Source organism: Xanthomonas sp. LF07-6, from assembly GCF_034105445.1.
Lineage (GTDB): Bacteria > Pseudomonadota > Gammaproteobacteria > Xanthomonadales > Xanthomonadaceae > Xanthomonas_A > Xanthomonas_A sontii.
The window spans coordinates 91,298-110,540 of record NZ_JAXGGI010000013.1; the positions used below are offsets into that span (position 1 = coordinate 91,298).

Annotated in this window: 16 protein-coding genes and 1 tRNA gene; 1 reads left to right on the forward strand and 16 read right to left on the reverse strand. The window is 70.7% G+C overall.

Features of this window, described 5'->3' with window-relative positions; translation table 11 throughout:
* Positions 1–19 precede the first annotated feature (19 nt).
* The 16 genes from SLW56_RS17190 to kdsB form a co-directional block, all read right to left on the reverse strand.
* Complete coding sequence (locus SLW56_RS17190) at positions 20–292, reverse strand: hypothetical protein (RefSeq protein WP_017917327.1); 273 nt, start codon at positions 290–292, stop codon at positions 20–22.
* Positions 279–1,394, reverse strand: coding sequence for a glycosyltransferase (locus SLW56_RS17195; protein WP_148828421.1), 1,116 nt, complete (start codon positions 1,392–1,394; stop codon positions 279–281). Before SLW56_RS17195 ends, SLW56_RS17190 begins: the two co-directional genes overlap by 14 nt.
* Positions 1,394–2,485, reverse strand: a complete 1,092-nt coding sequence (locus tag SLW56_RS17200) for a glycosyltransferase (protein ID WP_295909421.1) — start codon at positions 2,483–2,485, stop codon at positions 1,394–1,396. Before SLW56_RS17200 ends, SLW56_RS17195 begins: the two co-directional genes overlap by 1 nt.
* Positions 2,478–3,602, reverse strand: a complete 1,125-nt coding sequence (locus SLW56_RS17205; RefSeq protein ID WP_295909420.1) for a glycosyltransferase — start codon at positions 3,600–3,602, stop codon at positions 2,478–2,480. The genes SLW56_RS17200 and SLW56_RS17205 overlap by 8 nt, the downstream gene beginning before the upstream one ends.
* Positions 3,599–4,732, reverse strand: coding sequence for a glycosyltransferase family 4 protein (locus SLW56_RS17210; RefSeq protein WP_320695223.1), 1,134 nt, complete (start codon positions 4,730–4,732; stop codon positions 3,599–3,601). The genes SLW56_RS17205 and SLW56_RS17210 overlap by 4 nt, the downstream gene beginning before the upstream one ends.
* A 19-nt stretch (positions 4,733–4,751) precedes the next feature.
* Positions 4,752–5,765, reverse strand: coding sequence for a Gfo/Idh/MocA family oxidoreductase (locus tag SLW56_RS17215; RefSeq protein ID WP_267103999.1), 1,014 nt, complete (start codon positions 5,763–5,765; stop codon positions 4,752–4,754).
* Entirely contained in the window at positions 5,762–6,724 is a 963-nt protein-coding gene (locus SLW56_RS17220; RefSeq protein WP_150408919.1) for a zinc-binding dehydrogenase, read from the reverse strand. Before SLW56_RS17220 ends, SLW56_RS17215 begins: the two co-directional genes overlap by 4 nt.
* Positions 6,721–8,841, reverse strand: a complete 2,121-nt coding sequence (locus SLW56_RS17225) for an NAD-dependent epimerase/dehydratase family protein (protein WP_150408918.1) — start codon at positions 8,839–8,841, stop codon at positions 6,721–6,723. The genes SLW56_RS17220 and SLW56_RS17225 overlap by 4 nt, the downstream gene beginning before the upstream one ends.
* The gene (locus tag SLW56_RS17230; protein WP_267103570.1) at positions 8,838–9,995 is read right to left on the reverse strand and encodes an NAD-dependent epimerase/dehydratase family protein; all 1,158 of its coding nucleotides are present in this window, start codon (positions 9,993–9,995) and stop codon (positions 8,838–8,840) included. The genes SLW56_RS17225 and SLW56_RS17230 overlap by 4 nt, the downstream gene beginning before the upstream one ends.
* Positions 9,982–10,989: a UDP-glucuronic acid decarboxylase family protein gene (locus SLW56_RS17235; RefSeq protein WP_051067897.1), complete on the reverse strand. Its 1,008-nt coding sequence runs from the start codon at positions 10,987–10,989 to the stop codon at positions 9,982–9,984. Before SLW56_RS17235 ends, SLW56_RS17230 begins: the two co-directional genes overlap by 14 nt.
* A gap of 524 nt (positions 10,990–11,513) precedes the next feature.
* Positions 11,514–11,589: transfer RNA gene (locus SLW56_RS17240), tRNA-Gly, on the reverse strand.
* A gap of 36 nt (positions 11,590–11,625) precedes the next feature.
* Positions 11,626–12,261, reverse strand: a complete 636-nt coding sequence (gene pgsA, locus SLW56_RS17245; protein ID WP_153750816.1) for a CDP-diacylglycerol--glycerol-3-phosphate 3-phosphatidyltransferase — start codon at positions 12,259–12,261, stop codon at positions 11,626–11,628.
* 9 nt (positions 12,262–12,270) lie between these two features.
* Positions 12,271–14,130 carry an excinuclease ABC subunit UvrC gene (gene uvrC, locus SLW56_RS17250; protein ID WP_043095834.1) on the reverse strand — a complete coding sequence of 620 codons (1,860 nt, stop codon included), beginning with the start codon at positions 14,128–14,130 and terminating at the stop codon, positions 12,271–12,273.
* Complete coding sequence (locus SLW56_RS17255; RefSeq protein WP_320695224.1) at positions 14,127–15,548, reverse strand: hypothetical protein; 1,422 nt, start codon at positions 15,546–15,548, stop codon at positions 14,127–14,129. Before SLW56_RS17255 ends, uvrC begins: the two co-directional genes overlap by 4 nt.
* On the reverse strand, positions 15,545–16,033 hold the full coding sequence (locus SLW56_RS17260; protein WP_043095836.1) for a low molecular weight protein-tyrosine-phosphatase: 489 nt from the start codon (positions 16,031–16,033) through the stop codon (positions 15,545–15,547). Before SLW56_RS17260 ends, SLW56_RS17255 begins: the two co-directional genes overlap by 4 nt.
* Positions 16,030–16,809, reverse strand: coding sequence for a 3-deoxy-manno-octulosonate cytidylyltransferase (kdsB, locus tag SLW56_RS17265; RefSeq protein WP_320695225.1), 780 nt, complete (start codon positions 16,807–16,809; stop codon positions 16,030–16,032). Before kdsB ends, SLW56_RS17260 begins: the two co-directional genes overlap by 4 nt.
* 218 nt (positions 16,810–17,027) lie before the next feature.
* Here kdsB and SLW56_RS17270 point away from each other — a divergent pair, with 218 nt between their 5' ends.
* Complete coding sequence (locus SLW56_RS17270) at positions 17,028–19,229, forward strand: TonB-dependent siderophore receptor (RefSeq protein ID WP_320695226.1); 2,202 nt, start codon at positions 17,028–17,030, stop codon at positions 19,227–19,229.
* The last annotated feature ends 14 nt before the right edge of the window (positions 19,230–19,243 follow it).

A 19,243-nucleotide genomic window follows, 5' to 3' on the forward strand; every position in this document is an offset into this window, starting at 1 on the left:
GGAAGGCGCCGAGCGCGGCTCAGCGGTTGACGAACTTGAAGAAGCGGCTCTGGCTGCCGTCGCTGGTCTTCTCCTGATACAGGAAGGCCAGCTCTTCTTCTTCGAACTTGTCGAAGAAGTCGTCCCAGCTGATTTCTTCCAGCGCCGCATCGTCGCGGAACAGGATGCGCAGCACGCCGGCATCCTCGTCGGCTTCGGTGCCGCGCACGCTGGCCGGACGGCCGCCGCGCGCCTCGGCCCAGCGGCGGATCTCGTCGTGATCGGTGGTGGTCTTGGCGTCATGCGAGGGCATGCGAGGATCTCCTGGCGGAGGTGGATGGCGCCGCGTCGGCGACGCGGTCGAGGGCATCGTGCAGGGCCTGCGCGCGATGCGCGGCGGTGTGTTCGGCGAGCACGCGGCGGCGCCCCGCCTCGCCGATCGCCATGCGCTGCGCTTCCGGCAGCTCGCGGAGCCAGCCCAGTACGTCGGCCGCACGCCGTGCGATCAGGATTTCCCTGCCAGGCGCGAACAGCGTTTCCAGGCCTTCCCAGGGATCGGAGATGATCGGCGTGGCGCAGGCCGCCGCTTCGAACAGGCGCACGCTGGGCGACCAGCCGGCCAGCACCATGTCGGCACGGGTCAGATTGAGGGTGAAGCGCTGCTGGTTGTAGAAGTCCATATGCTGCGCCGGCGGCAGGTGCGCGCAGCGCTGCACGTTGTCCGGCCAGACGATGTGCGGCGGATACAGCGGACCGGCGATCACGAAGCGGCCCTGCGGCCAGGCCAGCGCCGGCTGCAGCAACAGCCGCTCCAGCGGCGGCTGGCGGTCGTCGCTGTAGGTGCCCATGTAGCCCAGGTCGTAACGATGCGCCTGCGGCTGCGGCCGGTATTGCTCCGGATCGAACGCGCAGTACAGCGGCACCGCGCGCGGCGCGCCGTAGACGCGTTCCAAGCGTTGCAGGGTCGGGCCGCCGGTGAAGGACAGATACAGGTCATAGTGCGGAATCAGCGCCGGCGACAGGTAGGCGCAGTCGCCGCGCTGCAGCGCCGTCAGGGTCACCGGGGTGTCGATGTCGTAGAACGCGACCACGCCGCGCGCGGTCTGCTGCACCCACGTGCCCACGGCGATGCCGTTGGGCACGTAGGAACCCACGATCACCAGGTCCGCCGCGGCGATCGCGGCGGCGTGCCGATCCTGCAGTTCCTCGAGGCTGGCATACAGCACCGGCGCGCACGGCAACTGCGCCGGCGGATCCTGGTGCTCGGCGTACCAAGGCACGTCGCGCTCCAGGAACAGCACGCGGTCGCCGCGCGCCTGCAGCGCGGCGATCAGTCCGCGGTAGGTGGTGGCATGGCCGTTGCCCCAGGACGAGCGCAGGCTCAGGCCGAGGATGACGATATCGCGCGCGGCCATCACGCCGCCTCCCGCTGCCGCGCGTCCAGCAAGGCTTCCACCTCGCGCGCACGGTGCGTGTAGGTGTGGTCGCGCAACAGGCGTTGCCGTGCCCGCGCGCCAATCGCCTGCGCCTGCGCGGCGTCGATGCGTTGCAGGTAATGCGCCACCTGCTCGCTGTCGTGCGCGACCAGCACCTCGCGCTGCGGTTCGAGGAACGCCTCGATCCCTTCCCAGGCATCGACGATCATGCAGGCGCCGGCGCCGGCCGCCTCGAACACCCGCGTCGGCGGCGACCAGCCGAAGCGCGCCATGCTGTCGCGGTTGACGTTGAGCACCATGCGCACGCTGCAGTTGAAGGCGTTGTGGTCGCGCGTGGACACGTGGCCGAGCGTGCGCACGTTGTCCGGCAGGTCTGCGTCCCAACCGCTGCCGCCGAGCAGGAATCTCGCGTCAGGCAGGCGCCGCGCCGGTTCCAGGAAGAACTGCCGCACCCGCGCCTCGCGGTCCGGCAGGCGGTTGCCGAGGAAGCCCAGGTCGGCGGCAAAATCCCGCTGCGCCGGCGACGGATGGTGGCTCGAGGGGTCCAGCGCGTTGTAGATCGGCACGCATTCGGCCGCGCCCAGTGCGCGATAGGCGGAGACCACGCGCGGCCCGCCGCCGTAGGTCAGCACCAGGTCGTAGCGCGGGATCTGCGCGCGGAACGGATCGCCCGCATCGGCCTGCACCCGCTCCAGCGTCGCCGGCGCGTCCACGTCCCAGAACAGCACCTGGGTGCGCGGCGAGCGCAGGCCCAGCACTTCGCGCTCCAGGAACGCATCGAACACGCCGACGCCGCTGGCCTTGACCACCACGTCGGCGCCGCGCGCCTGCTCCAGCGCGCGCGCCGCATCGGCCTCGGCGGCCCCGGGATACACGGTGACCTGCGCCCACTCCGGATCGTCGATGTCGCGGTGCTGCTGGCGCCCGAACGCATCGGGCTCGAAGAAGTGGATGCGGTGGCCGCGCTGCGCCAATGCATGCAACAGGCCCCGGTAGTAGGTGGCCGCCCCGTTCCAATACGAGGACACCAGGCTGGAACCGAAGAAGGCGATCTGCAACGGGCTAGGCATGACTGAGGCTCCGGTGGTCGTGGTGCGCGGCGGGCGCGTCGAGTTCGGCGAGGACCGCCAGCAGTTCGTCGACGCGGTGCGCGCAACTGTGGCGGGTGCGGATGGTGTGCAGACCTTGCATGCGCAGCGCCGCGGCCAGCTCGGCGTCGTGCAGCACGTCGTGCAGGTGGCGCTGCATCTGCTCACCGTCGCGCGCCACCAGGTAGTCGCGGCCGGGCGCGAACAACTGTTCGGCGTCCTCCCACGGCGCGCACACCAGCGGAATGCCGCAGGCCAGCGCCTCGAACACGCGGATCGTGGGAATGCCGGGCAAGGCGCGCACGTAGGGCCGCCGCGGCACGTGCACGGTGACGCGGAAATGCGCGAACGCCTGCGGCGCGCGATGGTTGGGCAGCCAGCCCGCATAATCGATGCCGGCCGCGGCCAGCGCCTGCAAGGCCTGCGGCGGATAGCGCACGCCATGGATGCGCGCGCGCAGGCGCAGGCGCCGCACCGGCTGGATCAGGAAGGTGTCCAGTTCCTGCGCGCGCTCGTCGTCGCCCCAGTTGCCGATCCACAGCAGGTCGCCCTGCTGCGCCTGCCCGAGCTGCGGCTGGAACACGCGCAGATCCGCCGCCTCGTGCCAGGTCCACACGCGCGCGCTCCAGCCATGGCGCAGATACTGCTGGCGCACCGCTTCGCCAAAGGCGAGCACGCCGTCGTAGTCGGACAGGTCGAACTGCGCCATCTCGTCGGGGGCGCTGACCGAGCGGTGGTGGGTGTCATGGAACAACACGCGACATCCGGCAGGCGCCTCGCGGCAGATCCGCGCGATCAGCGCCGGCGCGTTCCATTCGTGTACCAGCACCACGTCGGCACCGTCCAGCACCTGCGCCAGATCCAGCGTGGCCAGGTCGTAGCGCGTGCTGCGCAGCTGCGGAAAGGCATCGGCGAAGGCCTGCAAAGGCGCTTCGCCCTCCTCCGCCTGCAGTTGCGCACGGCTCCAGCTGTCGTGCGGCTCGTACACCGCCACCGCGTGCCCGCGCGCCTGCAGTTCGGCGACGATGCCGCGCAGGAAATGCGCATTGCCGTGGTTCCAGTCCGACACCAGCGAGTGATAGAACAGCACGAAGTTCATGCACCGACTCCGATCGAGGAGAACATGGGGACCGGCGGGCCGGCCCGTCCGGTCACGCGCGGCGTGCCGCGATGCGCGATCAGCGCCCGATAGCGCTGGCGATAGGCCGCGGCCATGGCAGTGGCGGTGTAGCGGCGCGCCTGCGCGACCGCGCGCCGGGCCATGCGCTGACGCAGCAGCGGATCGCCGATCAGGCGCTGCAACTGCGCCGTCAGCGCCTGCGCGTCGTCCGGCGCGACGTACAGCGCCGCCTCGCCCCAGACCTCGCGCAGGCTGGGGATGTCCCCCAGCAGCAGCGCGCAGCCGGCCTGCGCGGCTTCCAGCGCCGACAACCCGAACGGTTCGTAGCGCGCCGGCAACGCATACACGCTGGCGCGTGCCATCCAGCGGCGCAGGCGCGACGGCGGCAGCTGGCCCAGCAGCAGCGCCTGCGCGATCGCCGCGCTGCCGCCGTCCGGATGCGCCGCCTCGCCGGCGATGCGTAGCGCCCACGGCAATCGCGGTGCGACCGCCGCCAGCGTCCGCAGATTTTTCGCTTCGTCCCACAGCCGCCCCGCCGCCAGCACCAGCGGTCGCTTGGCGCTGGCCGGCACCGGCCGCGACAGCGGCACGGCGCCGTTGGCGATCACGCTGCATGGCGTGTCCAGCGGATACTGCGCACGCAACGCCGAAAGCATTGCCTGGGTCGGCGCGACCACGTGATCGGCCGCCGCCAGGCCCGCGGCGACCGCGGCGCGGTAGTGATCCCACTCGGGCGGCAATGCCTCGCCGCACACCGCCTGCCACCAGGAACCGACGCAGGAATGCGCGGTCATCAGCACCGGCGCCGGCCACGCCAGCGTCCCATGCGCATAGTCGTTCAGATGCACCACGTCCGGCCGCACCTGCGCGGCCAGCGCCTGCAGCCAGCGCCCGGCGGCGGCGACATCGGCCCAGGGATCGGCCATCCACAACAGCCGGTAGCCACTGGCGTGCAGACGCAGCCCCGGGATCGCCGCGGCCTCGCGCCACTGCGCCGGCGTCGGGGTCGCGCCCATCGTCGCCAGTTCCACGCGATCGCCCTGCGCGGTCAGCACGCGGCACAGGCTCAGCGCGTACTGCCACACGCCGCCGACGGTGTCGGCGGTCATCAGGATCCGCAGCGGCCGCTCAGCGTCCATAGAGCGCATCCACAGTGCGGGCGACCTCGAGCAACTGCAGCGCCGCCGGGTCGAACCCGGGGTCGGCGCCCAAGCGCTCGGCCCAGTCCAGCAAAGCGCGCCCGCCCCAGGCATCCGGTGGCGAGGCCAGGCGCTCGCAGCGCGTGCCGTCGAAACGGTCCACGGCGAAGTCGAAGAACGAGCCGTCGACATTGCGCAGCGCCGCGCCGCCACCGGTGCCGTACACGTTGGCCTGGATCACCGCGTCGCAACCGGCCGGCAGCCGCCACGAGCAGGCCATGCGCACGCTGGCGCCGTTGTCCATGCGCCACTGCGCGCTGGCGTAGTCCTCCACCTGCCGCACCGGCCGGGTCAGCGGCCGGCCCTGCGCGTACAGCGCCGCCTGCAGGTCGTGGTGGCCGCCGCTGCCGGTGAGCCACATCGCCAGGTCCAACAGGTGGATGCCCAGGTCGATCACGCAGCCGCCGCCGGAACGGGCGATGTCGTAGAACCAGTCCTTGTCCGGGCCGTAGGCGTTGTGGAACAGCAGGTCGATCGCGAACACCTCGCCCAGTGCGCCCTGCGCGATCTGCTCGCGCAGCGTCGCCATGCCCTTGGCGAAGCGATAGCTGAAATCCACCGCGAGCAGACGGTCGTGGCGTTGCGCCAGCGCCAGCAGCTGCTCGGCTTCGGCCGCTGTGCGGGTCAACGGCTTCTGGCAGAACACCGCCAGGCCGCGCTGCAACGCCGCAGCGGCCTGCGCGGCGTGCGCACCGCTGGGCGTGGCGATGACCACACCGTCCAGGTCCTCACGCGCTAGCAGCGCCTCCAGGTCGGGCAGCAGGTCCGCGGCCGGTGCGTCCTGGCGTGCGTCGTGCAGCGCCGTCGCGCTGGCATCGGCGATCGCCACCACCTCGCCGAGCCCGCTGTCGGCCAGGGCGCGCATGCGCGCGCGTCCGATCCAGCCGACGCCAAGAAAGCCGAGTCGCGGTGCACGCCACCGCGGTTGCGCCCACGCGTTCATGCCAGCACCACGCCTTTGAGGAAGCCCTCGGGGCGCGCCTCCATGTCCGCGAATGCCTGCGGCAACCGGTCCAGCGCATAGCGGTGGGTCAACAGCGGAAACGGATCCAGGCGCCCGTCGGCGACCGCCTCCACCGCCTCCTGCAGGCCGCGCAACGCCACCCGCGGATCGCGCTCGTGCGCGTTGACCACGTCCAGGCCGCGCCAGTTCCACTGCTGCATGTCGACCTGGCGCGGGCCGTCCTGGTGGTAGCCGGCGATGACCAGGCGCCCGCCTTCACTGCACAGCGCACTGGCGATGTCGAGGGTGACCTGCTCGCCGGCGGCCTCGATCACCCGCAGGCAGCCGCTGCCGCCGGTGAGTTCGTGCACCGCGCCGATCGCCGCGTACCGATCCTCTGTGGCGAGGGTTGCGCTAGCGCCGCACTCGCGTGCGACCTGCAGGGCGTACTCGCGCCGCGACAGCGCGATCATCTGCGCACCCAGCCCGGTGGCCAGTTGGATCAGCAGCGCGCCGATGAAGCCGACGCCGACCACCGCTACGGTCTGCCCGGGGCGGATGTCGCTGCGGCGCAGGATGTTCATCGCGCAGGCCAGCGGCTCGCCCGGCAGGTCGAGACCGGACAGCGCCGGTGGCAAGCGCACCAGCGCGTCGGGTTCGGCGATGTCGTACTCGGCATAGGCGCGGCCGGACAGCAGCGCGACGCGATCGCCCGGCGCCCAGTCGCGGACCTCGGCGCCGACCGCGTCGACCTCGCCCCAGCCTTCGTGGCCGGGCGCACCTGGTTCGAACGGATAGGCGAACCACGGCCGGCCGGCCCACACCGGCAGATTGGACGCGCACACGCCGCAGCCGTGCAGGCGCACCCGCACCTGCTGCGGCGCAGGTTCGGGGCGTGGCTGGCGCTGGGTGACGATGCGGCCTGGGCCTTCGAAGACGGCGGCATGCATGCTGTTCATGCGGCGTGGATCCTCCGTTGCGGTGGGGAAACAGGTACGGCGCGCTCGGCCTGCGTGTGCAGCCAACGGTGCAGGCGCGCGATGCCGGCATCGGCGCCGACGCGAGGCGACCAGCCGGTGGCCGCGGCGAAGGCGCGTGTGTCGGAGACGTAGTAGCGCTGGTCGCCGACCCGCGGCGCGGCGTGCGCCAGCTCCAGGCGATGGCCGACCAGGACCTCGATCCGCCGCAGCACCTCGCGCAGGCTGGCGGCATTGGCCGGGCCGCCGCCCATGTTGAACGCCCGCCCGGACAGCCGCGGCATCTGCGCCTGGCATTGCAGGAACGCCTCGACCAGGTCGTCCACGAACAACAGATCGCGGACCTGGCGGCCATCGCCGTATACGGTGATCGGCTGCCCCTGCAGCGCGCGGATCAGGAAATGCGCGACCCAGCCCTGGTCTTCGTTGCCGCATTGGTGCGGGCCGTAGATGCAGCTCATCCGCAGCACCACCGCCTGCAGGCCGAAGCTGCGCGCATAGTCCAGCACGTACTGGTCGGCACCGCCCTTGGAGCAGCCGTAGGGGCTGTGGAAATCCAGCGCGCGGCGCTCGTCGATGCCGCGCGCGCGCAGCAGCGGATCGCTCGGCTGGTAGCGCTGCGCGTCGGCTTCCAGAGCGACGTCGTCCAGCGCGCCATAGACCTTGTTGGTGGAGGTGAACAGCAGCGGCGGCGGGCGCCGCGCGCCGCGGATCGCCTCGAGCACGTTGAAGGTGCCGCGCAGGTTGACCTCGAAGTCGTGCGACGGATCCTCCAGGCTGGAGGTCACCGCCACCTGCGCGGCCAGGTGGAACACCTGCGCCGCCTGCGCCACTGCATCGCCGAGCAGATGCCGATCGCGCACGTCGCCCACTTCCACCTGCAGACGCTCGCCGGGATAGTGGCGACGCAGCCACTGCAGGTTGTGCTCCACGCCCGGGCGCGACAGGTTGTCGTAGACGATGACCCGGCGTCCGCTGTCGAGCAGGCGCGCGGCCAGATTGGTGCCGATGAAGCCGGCGCCGCCGGTGATCAGCACCGCATCCTGCCCACGCGACCGCGGCAGGGTGTGGATCGGCGCGTGCGCGTCGGCGCGTGGCGCGACCGTCGGCGCCGGCGCGAGGTCCGGGCGCGGCGCGCGCGACAGGTTGGCGCCGTGCTCGTGGTGCAGCGACGCCAGCGCCTGGATGCCGTCGTAGCCCTGCTCGGCCCACAGCCGGTACAGCAGCTTGGCGCGGCCGCGCTCGTCGCGCAGGCCGAAGTGATAGTGGCGCTCGTCCTCGTGGAAACCGTCCTGGTGGCTGATGCTGCCGTGCAGGTCGCGCGCGGCATACCAGTACAGCCGCTCCACCGGCGCATCCAGGGTCTCGCGCAACTGCCGTACCTGCTCGATCTCGTCATGCCGCCAGGTCGAATACCCGGTCTCGCTGAGCCAGACCTGCGGCTGCAGACCGTGCGCGGCCAGCACCGCGCGGACGTCGCCGAGCACCTCCGCCCACGGCCGGCGGCGGAAATCCCAGGTGCCGGGAAAGCCGTGCACGCCGACCGCGTCGATGTGCGCCAGCGCCCCACGCTGCGCCATCAGCGCCAGCCAGTTCGGATCGGTCGGGCACATGCCGCCGAGCAGGGTCTTCTTGCCCAACTGGTGCGCCCAGTGCGCGGCCTGGCCGATCATCTCGGCGAAGCGCTGCCAGTCGTGGTCCAGGTGCCAGTCCCAGTCGTTGAGGTTGTTCGGCTCGTTCCACAGTTCGATCCACTCGAAGCCGGCGCCGAAGCGACCCACCACCTGGTCGATGAAATCGGCGAAGGCCTTGCTGTCGCGCGGCGGCGACGCCGTGCGCGGCTCCAGCCCCAGCGATGGCGGGGTGTAGCAGAAGCACGGCAGCACCTCGCAGTGGGCGCTCAGCAGCGGCATCAGCCAGGCGTACCAGCGCTCGCCTTCGGCGGTGTGCCAGTCGGCCCAGGAGAACTGGGTGCGCAGCCGGCGCACGCCGAGCTCGCGCATGTCGCGCAACAGCGCATGCACCGCATCCTCGTCGCCGATGCGCAACCATTCGATCAGGCCGATCTCGGCCAGCCGTTCGCGTGCCTGTGCGCTCATCCCTGCAACCCCCGCCGCGCCAGCTCGGCATTGGCCGCCTCCACGCCGTCGGCGGCGGTCTGCTCGCGCAGCCACTCCACCAGTTCTTCCAGGCCCTGCTGCAGGTCCACCTGCGGCGCATAGCCGATGCGTTCGCGGGCCAGCGCGATATCGGCGAAGCAGTGGCGGATGTCGCCGACCCGGTAGTTGCCGGAGACCTGCGGCGGCAGATCGCCGATGCCCATCGCCGCGGCGATGCGCTGCCCCACTTCGTTGATGCTGACCGCCTGGCCGCTGCCGACGTTGAGCGCCAGGCCGGCGGCGCTTTCGCATTCGTAGGCCAGGCGGCAGGCGCGCGCGACGTCGCTGACATGGACGAAATCGCGGCGTTGCGCACCGTCCTCGAAGATCACCGGCGGTTTGCGGTTGAGCAACCGCGCCGCGAAGATCGCCAGCACACCGGTGTAGGGATTGGACAGCGCCTGGCGCGTGCCGTAGATGTTGAAGAAGCGCAACGCGGTGGTCGGGATCGCATACGCCTGGCCGACGATCAGGCACAGGCGTTCCTGGTCCAGCTTGGACAGCGCGTACACCGAGGAAGGTTCGGCCGGCTTGCGTTCGTCGGTCGGCACCGGCTGCAGCGGGCGCCCGTCCACGCTCGGCTCCCACTGCGCGCGGCGCAGTTGCGCCAGCGGGCGCTCGCGCACCGGCACCGGCGTGCCGTCGGCATCGACGTAGGCGCCCTCGCCGTAGATGCTCATGCTCGACGCCACCACCAGCCGCTGCACCGGCCGCTCCACCAGCGCTTCCAGCAGCACCGCGGTGCCGAGATTGTTGGTATGGGTGTAGTGCGCGATCTGGTACATGCTCTGGCCGACGCCGACTGCCGCGGCGAGGTGAAACACCCCGTCCACATCGCGCAGCGCAAGCCGTACCGCCACCGGATCGCAGACGTCGCCGACCATCAGCTCCACGTCCTCCGCGAGATACGCCGGTCGCGCGGCCTGCATGCCGTGCACCTGCGCGCACAGGTTGTCCAGCACCCGCACCCGGTAGCCGTGGGCAAGCAGTTCGTCGGCCAGATGCGAGCCGACGAAGCCGGCGCCACCGGTGATCAGCACGCGCTTGCCGGCCTGCGCGCGGCTGGCGCTGCTCCTGAGTTCATGCACAGTCACGTTCCACCTCCAGGTCCGGGATGTCGTGCAGATGCGCCTGGAACCAGGCGATGGTGCTGCGCAGGCCCTCGTCCAGCGCCACCCGCGGTTCCCAGCCGAGCTCGCGCCGCGCCAGGCCGATGTCCGGACAACGCCGGGTCGGATCGTCCTTGGGGATGGGCCGGCGCACGATGCGCGAGGACGAGCCGGTCAGCGCGAGGATGCGCTGCGCCAGTTCGGCCACGGTGATCTCGTGCGGGTTGCCGAGGTTGACCGGACCGGTCCAGCCACGCGGGCTGCGCATCAGTTGCACGATGCCCTCGACCAGATCGGAGACGTAGCAGAACGAGCGGGTCTGGCTGCCGTCGCCGTACAGGGTCAGCGGTTGCCCGCGCAGCGCCTGCACGATCAGGTTGGACACCACCCGGCCGTCGTCGTTGCGCATGCGCGGCCCGTAGGTGTTGAAGATGCGCCCGACCTTGATGTCGGTGGCATACAGGCGGTGATAGTCAAAGAACGCCGCTTCGGCGCAGCGCTTGCCCTCGTCGTAGCAGGCGCGCGGGCCGATCGGGCTGACCGCGCCGCGATAGTCCTCGCGCTGCGGATGCACTTCCGGCTCGCCGTAGACCTCGCTGGTGGAGGCCTGGAAGATGGTCGCGCCATTGCTGCGCGCCACCTCCAACAGGTTGATCGCACCTTCCAGGCAGGTCTGCAGGGTATGCAGCGGACGCGCTTGGTAATGCACCGGCGAAGCGCAGCAGGCCAGGTTGAACACCCAGTCGACCTTGGCCTGATACGGCTGCACTACGTCGTGGGCGACGAAGCGGAAACGCGGACGCGCCAGCAGGTGCGCGATGTTGTCCAGCGAACCGGTCAGCAGGTTGTCCAGCACGGTGACGTCGTAACCGTCGTCCAGCAGACGCTCGCACAGATGCGCGCCGACGAAGCCGGCACCGCCGGCGACCAACGCGCGCGGTGGCGCTTGGGTGGTAGGGGAAGGAATTGCGCCATCCATCATCGACTCCTCGCAGAGGCCGGGCGTCATCGCCTGGCGTGGGAGACTCAGCGCAAATCGCGTGCCAAGTACCGGCGAAACCGCAGCGCAATGCGGCGGACGGCGTCGCTGCGCGCGATGCCGCGGACGTTTCGGCGACGGCCTGTCCCGTTCTGTGACCGACGCGTACGCAATGCGTGCATGCGCGCGTGGGCGTGACGTGAAGTCAGCCGCGCGCCTGCAAGGCGCGAAGGAAAAAATTGCCGGGCTGGGGCCGCGTCAGCGCGTAACCTGCGCCAGCGGCGCGGCCCATGCTGCAACGGTCGCGAATGCTCGGCCAACTGGGCCGCAGTGAGGGAGGCGGGACGTTCTCGCCTCCGCGCGGCTGGCACGACAATCGGGACGGCGCATCCGCACCGGCGATGCGCCATGCCCCGGGTCAGGCGAGCGCCGTGGCTTCGGCCGGCATGCGGGCATGAAAAAAGGGCCGAAGCCCTTTTTCGGACATCCTGTGCATCTGCACTGGATGTCGGTACTGCTGAATGTGGAGCGGGAAACGAGACTCGAACTCGCGACCTCAACCTTGGCAAGGTTGCGCTCTACCAACTGAGCTATTCCCGCTTGAGGCCGCGAATTCTACCGGGACCACGCAGCCTGTCAACCGTTGCCTTCGATTTTTTTCGCGTTCTTTTCCGCCACCGCCGCGCGCTCGTCGTCGCGCAGGCTCGGCCAGGCCGCATGCAGGTACTGGATACCCGACAACAGGGTCAGGATCGCGGCGATCGCCAGGGTCCAGTCGCCGACGTGGAAGATGAACAAGCCCATCCACACGCTCTCCGGCGGCGAGCCGTCGGGCATCACCGAGTACAGCAGGCACAGCAGCGCCACCATCTGCGCGGTGGTCTTGATCTTGCCGATCATCGCCACGCGCACCTTGGCGCGCTGGCCGATCTCGGCCATCCATTCGCGCAGCGCCGACACCGCGATCTCGCGGCCGACGATCACCGCCGCCCAGAACGCCATCCACGGCGTCGGGTGGCCCTGCACGATCAGGAACAGCGCCACCGCCACCATCAGCTTGTCGGCCACCGGATCCAGGAACGCGCCGAACGCGGAGTACTGGTGGTAGCGCCGCGCCACCCAGCCGTCCAGCCAGTCGGTGAACGCGGCCAGGCCGAAGATCGCCGCCGAGGCGAAGTTGGTCCAGGTGTACGGCAGATAGAACACCAGCACCAGCACGGGGATCATCACGATCCGCAGCAGCGTGAGCCAGGTGGGGATGGTCAACTTCATTGCGCTGCTCTACTCGCCTGCCGGATCGGGCACCGGCAGCCCGTGCAGGTTAGCGTAGATTCGTGCGGCCAGTGCGTCGTTGATGCCTTCCACCCGCGCGATCTCGGCCTCGCCGGCGGCCTTGAGTCCGGCCAGCCCGCCGAAGTGCTTGAGCAGGCTGGCGCGGCGGCGCGGGCCGATGCCGGGGATGTCCTCCAGCTTGCTGGTCATGCGCGCCTTCTGGCGGCGCCCGCGGTGACCGGTGATGGCGAAGCGGTGCGCCTCGTCGCGCACCTGCTGGATGAACTGCAGCGCCGGCGACGCCGCGCCCGGCCGCAGTTCGCGCCCGTCCGGCATCACCAGGGTCTCGTGGCCGGCACGGCGCTCGGCGCCCTTGGCCACGCCGATCAGCAGCACCCCGTCCACGCCCAGGTCGGCCAGCGCCCCGGTGGCCTGCGCCAGCTGGCCGGCGCCGCCGTCGATCAGCAGCACGTCCGGCAGCACCACGTCGCCCTTGCCCTCGCCTTCGGCGGCGCGACGGAAGCGGCGCTCGATCGCCTGGCGCATCGCCGCGTAGTCGTCGCCCGGCTCGATGCCGCTGATGTTGTAGCGCCGGTACTGGCTGCGCACCGGGCCGCTGGCGTCGAACACCACGCACGAGGCCACCGTGGCCTCGCCCATGGTGTGGCTGATGTCGAAGCACTCCACCCGCTTGACCGGCTCGGCAAGGCCGAGCATCTCGCGCAGCGCCTCGCTGCGCGCGTGCTGGGCGTTGCGACTGGTCAGTTCGGTGACCAGGGTGGCCTGGGCGTTGCGGCTGGCCAGTTCCAGGTAGCCGGCGCGCTCGCCGCGCACGTTCCACTTCAGCTGCACCTTGCGCTCGGCGGCCGAGCTCAGCGCCGCCTCGATCAGCTCGGCGTCGGGAATCTCGCGGTCCAGCAGCACCTCGCGCGGCGGCGCGTGCTCGACGTAGTACTGCGACACGAACGCGCCCAGCACCTCGGCGGCACTGTCCTCGCCGTTGGTCTTGGGGAAGAACGCGCGGGTGCCGAGGTTGCGGCCGTCGCGGAACGCCAGCAACAGCACGCAGGCGTTGGCGCCCTGGGTGGCGCAGGCCAGCACGTCGAGGTCGGCGGCACGGCCGTCCACGTATTGCCGGCTCTGCATGCTGCGCAGCGAGCCCAGCAGATCGCGCAGGCGCGCGGCGCGTTCGAACTCCAGACGTTCGCTGGCGGCCTGCATCGCCTGCACCAATTCCTCGCCGAGCTGGTCGCTGCGCCCTTCCAGGAACAGCGTGGAGCGGCGCACCGCCTCGGCGTACTCGTCGGCCGCCACCAACGCCACGCACGGCGCGCTGCAACGGCCGATCTGGTACTGCAGGCACGGCCGCGAACGATTGCGGAACACGCTGTCCTCGCAGCTGCGCAGCTTGAACAGCTTGTGCATCAGGTTCAGCGTCTCGCGCACCGCGGTGACGCCGGGATACGGCCCGAAATAGCGGCCGGGCACCGCGCGCGGGCCACGGTGCAGGGTGATCCGCGGCCACTCCTCGCGGGTCAGCAGCACGTAGGGATAGCTCTTGTCGTCGCGCAGCGACACGTTGTAGCGCGGCGACAGCGACTTGATCAGCTGGTTTTCCAGCAGCAGCGCCTCGCCCTCGCTGCGGGTGACGGTGACGTCCATGCGCGCCACCTGCGCCAGCATGGCCATGGTCCGCGCATTCTTCGGCGAGCCGCTGAAATAGCTGGACACGCGCTTGCGCAGCGCGCCGGCCTTGCCGACGTAGAGCAAGGTGTCGTCGGCGGCGTACATGCGGTAGACGCCGGGCGCGGTACTGAGGTTGGCGGCAAAGGCCTTGCCATCGAACGCGGGCAATGCGGGGGTGCTCATTCGCCGATCGCGACGTCGTGCAGTTCGCCGCTGGCGATGTCGTAGCGCAGCACCGCATGCGCATCGGTCTCGGCGATCCACACCGTGCCGGCGCTCACCGCCAACCCGCCCGGGCCATGCAGGCGCCGCGGCAAGGCCGCGGTGGACAGTTCGCCGCCGCCCAGACGCAAGCTGCGCAGACTGCCGTTGCCGCTGTCGGCGATCCACAGCAGCGGCGCGTCCGGGCTCAGCGCGATCGACTGCGGGAACTGCAGGCGGGCACGGCTGCGCGGTCCGTCCTCGTTGCCGAAATCCCACGGCCCCTGGCCGCCGAGCAGGGTCTGCACCAGGTCGCCGCGCAACTGCATCGAGCGCACCGCCGAGCCCAGCGCATCGCACACGTACAGCACCTGCTGCACCGCGGCCAGGCTGCACGGCTGCGCGAACGCGGCCAGGTGGCCGCTGCCGTCGCGCAACTCCAGCGCGCCGGCACCGGCGCGCCAGCGCAGGCTGCGGCTGCCCAGGTCGTAGCTCCAGATGCGGTTGTCGCCGGCCATCGCCAGGTGCACCTGGTTGTCGGCGATCACCACGTCCTGCGGATGGTTCAGCGGCGCCAGCAGCGGTTGCTCCACCGGGCCTTCGACCGGCTCGCCGGCGCGGCCGTTGCCGCACAGCGTGTCGACCTGGCCGGTGAGCAGGTTGATCCGGCGCAGCGCATGGTTGCCGGTGTCGGCCACGTACAGCACGCCGCGCTCCAGTGCCAGCCCGCGCGGACGGTGGAACGCCGCCTCGCCGATCGCGCCGTCGATGAAGTCGGCGGTGCCGATGCCGAACTGGCGCAGCACGCGTCCGCTGGTGCTGCATTCGAGGATGCGGTGATGGCCGCTGTCGGCGACGTACAGGCGATCCTCGGCCACCGCCAGGCCGGTCGGGAAGCGCAGCGGCAGGCGCGGCTCCGGCTGGGTCTCGCGGGCATCGCGCAGGTCCTCGTCCAGCGGCAACGGCTGTCCGGCGCAGAGCGCGTGCAGCGCCTTGTCCAGTTCGGCGCCGCCGATGCCGACCAGGCGCTCGCGTTCGACACCGCCGGCGTCGATCAGCACCAGGGTCGGCCAGGCCTGGATGTCGAAGCGCTGCCAGGCGGCCCAATCGGCATCGAGCAGGACCGGCGCGGACACGCCCTGGCTGCGCAGCAGCTTCAGCGCCCGCTGCGGCTCGCGCTCGCTGTCGAAGCGCGGCACCTGCACCACGATCACCTGCAGACGTCCGGGATTGCGCGCCTGCCACTGGCCGAGTTCGGCCAGACGCTGCGCGCACCACACCGAGGCGGCATTGACGAAGGCCAGCACCAGCGCCCGCCCCTGCAGATCGCGCAGGCGGATCGGCTCGGCGTTGAGCCAGGCGCCGGACGCGGGGAGTTCCAGGGCGGCGATGGAATTCATCGGCCGATTATGCCGGAGCCGAGGTCGGCGGACAGTCGCGCCACGCTGCCGGCGGCGGCTTCGTCTACCAGTTGCCAGACCTGCTCGAACTGGGCGCTGCCACCGGTGTACGGATCCGGAATCTCGCGGTGGCCGTGCACTCCGGCCCACGGCAGCCACAGCGCCACGCGCTCGTGCGCCGCCGCCGGGGCGCGCTGGCGCACGTCGCGCAGGTTGGCCGCGTCGGCGCACAGGATCCAGTCGAACTCGGCAAAGTCGCGGTCGCGCAGTTGCCGGGCGCGCAGGCCGGCGATGTCCACGTCATGGGCGGCGGCGCAGGCGACCGCGCGCCGGTCCGGCGGCTCGCCGCGGTGCCAGTCGCCGGTGCCGGCCGAGTCGACCTCCACCACACTCGCCAGCGGCGAGCGCTGCAGGTGGTGGCGCAGCGCGCCCTCGGCCATCGGCGAGCGGCAGATGTTGCCCAGGCACACCAGCAGCAGCTTCATGCCTGCCCCTGCAGGTAGGCCTCGGCGCGCGCCAGGTCCTCGGGCGTGTCCACGCCCGGCGGGAACGGCGCCGGCGACAACGCCACCGCGATGCGGAACCCGGCTTCCAGCACCCGCAACTGCTCCAGCGACTCGATCCGCTCCAGCGAGCCCGGCGGCATCGCCGCGAACCGGCGCAGGAAGCCGGCGCGATAGGCGTAGATGCCGATATGCCGCAGCCACGGGCCGGGCAGCGGCAACTGCGTCTGCGAGGCGGCGAAGGCGTCGCGGTGCCAGGGGATCGGCGCGCGGCTGAAGTACAGCGCATCGCCGGCGGCGCTGCGCACCAACTTGACCACGTTGGGATCGAACAGGTGCTCGGCCGCGTCCACCGGGGTGCCCAGGGTCGCCATCTCGGCGCCGCTGTCGGCCAGGGTCCGGGCCACCGCGACGATGCCGGCCACCGGTGCGAACGGCTCGTCGCCCTGCAGATTGACCACCAGGGTCGCATCGTCCCAGCCGGCGATGTCGGCGCACTCGGCCAGGCGGTCGGTGCCGGAGGCGTGGTCGGCAGAGGTATTGGCCACATGCACGCCGTCCAGGTCGGCCACGGCGGCGGCGATGCGGGAATCGTCGGCGGCTACCCACACCTGCGTGGCACCGGCGGCGAGGGCACGCCGCGCCACGTGGCGGACCAGCGGCTCGCCGCCGAGCGCACGCAAGGGCTTGCCCGGCAGCCGCGAGGCGGCGTAGCGGGCCGGGATGGCGACGACGAACGGCGGGACGGCGGCGCTCATGCCGCCACCGTGCCGGCGGCGGAAGCGGCGATGGCCGCGGCGGCAGGCGCGTGCTGGAACGGGACGAATCCGGCCATGAATTGATCTTTCTCCGCCAATTATTGAGAATAGTTCGCATTCGCCATTCGACGTGGCCGGACTGCCCAGCACGTGTGCCGCTGCGACAGCTTCCGGCGCGACGACGGCGTTGCCTCCTGCCCATTCTATAGACCCCACCGATGAACCTTGCCGCTCGTTCCGTCCGATCCGCTGCGCAGCCCTCCCACGCCACCACGCGCCGCGCACTGTGCCTGGCCATCGCCGCCCTGCTGCTGCCGGCCGCGGCCGGCGCCGCCGAGCCCGACGCCAGCGCGGCCGACGCCGTGGCGACCGGCGACCGGCAACCCACCGAGTTGGAGAAGCTGGATGTGGTCGCGCAGCGCAAGGACGGCTACACCCCGCCGCCCAGCGCCACCGGCACCGGCCTGGTGCTGAGTCCGCTGGAGACGCCGCAATCGGTGAGCAGCATCGGCCGCGAGCAGATGGACGACTTCGGCCTGCGCAACGCCAACGACGTACTGGCCCTGGCCACCGGCGTCAACGTGGAGAAGATCGAGACCGACCGCACCTACTACACCGCGCGCGGCTTCGACATCATCAATTTCCAGGTCGACGGGCTGGGCCTGCCGTTCACCAACGGCGGCGCCGAGGGCGACCTGGACACGGCGATGTACGAGCGCGTGGAGGTGCTGCGCGGCGCCAACGGCCTGCTGTCCTCGACCGGCAACCCGTCGGCGACGATCAACTTCGTGCGCAAGCGCCCGACCCAGGACCTGCAGGGAAGCGTCGGCGTCACCGCCGGCAGCTGGGACATGCGGCGGGTGGACGCGGACCTGTCGGGCAAGCTCAACCACAGCGGCAGCGTGCGCGGGCGCATCGTCGCCGCCGGCCAGGACGGCGACAGCTACCTGGACCGCTACTCGCTGAAGAAGCGCAGCGTCTACGGCATCGTCGAGGCCGACCTGAGCGACAGCACCCTGCTCAGCGTGGGCGCCAGCTACCAGAAGAACGAACCCCACGGCGGCATGTGGGGCGCCCTGCCCCTGCACTACAGCGACGGCAGCGCCACCCACTATGCGCGCTCGACCAGCACCTCGGCCGACTGGTCGTACTGGAACAGCACCGACAAGCGCGCGTTCGTGGAACTGCAGCAGGCGCTGGGTGGCGGCTGGCAGCTCAAGGCCGCGCTGAACTACCGCAAGCTGGAGTCGGACGGCAACCTGTTCTACGCCTACGGCACGCCCGATCGCGCCACCGGGCTGGGGCTGTACTCCTATCCCTCGCGCTACGTCAGCCACGAAACCCAGAAGTACGCCGACCTCTACGCCACTGGTCCGTTCGTGCTGGGCGGACGCGAGCACGAACTGGTGGCCGGGGTGAAGTGGGCCGGCATCGACGTCTCGCAGGTCTCCACCTACCCCGATTCCAGCGACACCAGCGCCTGGTTCGCCCTGCCCAGCCTGGAGAACTGGAGCGGCGACATCGCCCTGCCGGCGTTCACCACCGCGCCGACCGGCGCCGCGTTCGACATGATCCGCCGCAGCGCCTACGCCACCGCGCGCTGGAACCTGAGCGATGCGCTGAAGCTAATCACCGGCGTCAACCACACCAGGATCGAGAGCCGCGGCCAGAACTACGGCGTGCAGCACGTCTACGACGCCAGCAAGACCACCCCGTTCGTCGGCGCGGTGTACACCTTCGATCCGAACTACGCGCTGTACACCAGCTATGCGGAGATCTTCAATCCGCAGACCGAACTGGACCGCAACCTGCGGGTGCTGGACCCGATCACCGGCAGCAACGCCGAACTGGGCATCAAGGGCCAGTGGCTGCAGCAGCGGGTCAATGCTTCGTTCGCCATTTTCCGCGCCAAGCAGGACAACACCGCCGAAGCCGATGCCTACGTCGGCACGCTGCAGACCTACAAGCCGGTGGACGCCACCTCTACCGGCTTCGAGTTCGACATCGCCGGCCGGCTCGGCGAACACTGGCAGCTCAATGCCGGCTACACCCAGCTGAGCCTCAAGGACGACGCCGGCAACAACGTGCGCACCTACGTGCCACGCCGCACCTTCAAGCTCGCCAGCACCTACACCGTGCCGCAGTGGGAAGCGCTGAAGCTGGGCGCGACGCTGACCTGGCAAAGCGACATCTCCCGCGACCAGCAGGCCGTGGACACCAGCGGCAATGAGATTTTCACCCGACAGGACAGCTACGCGCTGCTCGGGCTGATGGCGCACTACGACTTCACCCCGCAGTTCAGCGCCACGCTCAACGTCTACAACGTCACCGACCGCAAGTACATCAACAGCCTGTACTGGGCGCAGGGATACTACGGCGCCCCGCGCAACACCGCGCTGTCGCTGAACTACAGGTTCTAATGCGGTTCGCCGAC

What these genes read in the sequence shown, in the direction of transcription:
- SLW56_RS17205 (WP_295909420.1), bottom strand. Translation starts at nt 3,602, where the DNA reads ATGAACTTCGTGCTGTTCTATCACTCGCTGGTGTCGGACTGGAACCAC.
- SLW56_RS17220 (WP_150408919.1), bottom strand. Translation starts at nt 6,724, where the DNA reads ATGAACAGCATGCATGCCGCCGTCTTCGAAGGCCCAGGCCGCATCGTC.
- SLW56_RS17215 (WP_267103999.1), bottom strand. Translation starts at nt 5,765, where the DNA reads ATGAACGCGTGGGCGCAACCGCGGTGGCGTGCACCGCGACTCGGCTTT.
- SLW56_RS17225 (WP_150408918.1), bottom strand. Translation starts at nt 8,841, where the DNA reads ATGAGCGCACAGGCACGCGAACGGCTGGCCGAGATCGGCCTGATCGAA.
- SLW56_RS17195 (WP_148828421.1), bottom strand. Translation starts at nt 1,394, where the DNA reads ATGGCCGCGCGCGATATCGTCATCCTCGGCCTGAGCCTGCGCTCGTCC.
- SLW56_RS17255 (WP_320695224.1), bottom strand. Translation starts at nt 15,548, where the DNA reads ATGAATTCCATCGCCGCCCTGGAACTCCCCGCGTCCGGCGCCTGGCTC.
- SLW56_RS17190 (WP_017917327.1), bottom strand. Translation starts at nt 292, where the DNA reads ATGCCCTCGCATGACGCCAAGACCACCACCGATCACGACGAGATCCGC.
- SLW56_RS17270 (WP_320695226.1), top strand. Translation starts at nt 17,028, where the DNA reads ATGAACCTTGCCGCTCGTTCCGTCCGATCCGCTGCGCAGCCCTCCCAC.
- pgsA (WP_153750816.1), bottom strand. Translation starts at nt 12,261, where the DNA reads ATGAAGTTGACCATCCCCACCTGGCTCACGCTGCTGCGGATCGTGATG.
- kdsB (WP_320695225.1), bottom strand. Translation starts at nt 16,809, where the DNA reads ATGAGCGCCGCCGTCCCGCCGTTCGTCGTCGCCATCCCGGCCCGCTAC.
- SLW56_RS17200 (WP_295909421.1), bottom strand. Translation starts at nt 2,485, where the DNA reads ATGCCTAGCCCGTTGCAGATCGCCTTCTTCGGTTCCAGCCTGGTGTCC.
- SLW56_RS17235 (WP_051067897.1), bottom strand. Translation starts at nt 10,989, where the DNA reads ATGGATGGCGCAATTCCTTCCCCTACCACCCAAGCGCCACCGCGCGCG.
- uvrC (WP_043095834.1), bottom strand. Translation starts at nt 14,130, where the DNA reads ATGAGCACCCCCGCATTGCCCGCGTTCGATGGCAAGGCCTTTGCCGCC.
- SLW56_RS17260 (WP_043095836.1), bottom strand. Translation starts at nt 16,033, where the DNA reads ATGAAGCTGCTGCTGGTGTGCCTGGGCAACATCTGCCGCTCGCCGATG.
- SLW56_RS17210 (WP_320695223.1), bottom strand. Translation starts at nt 4,732, where the DNA reads ATGACCGCCGACACCGTCGGCGGCGTGTGGCAGTACGCGCTGAGCCTG.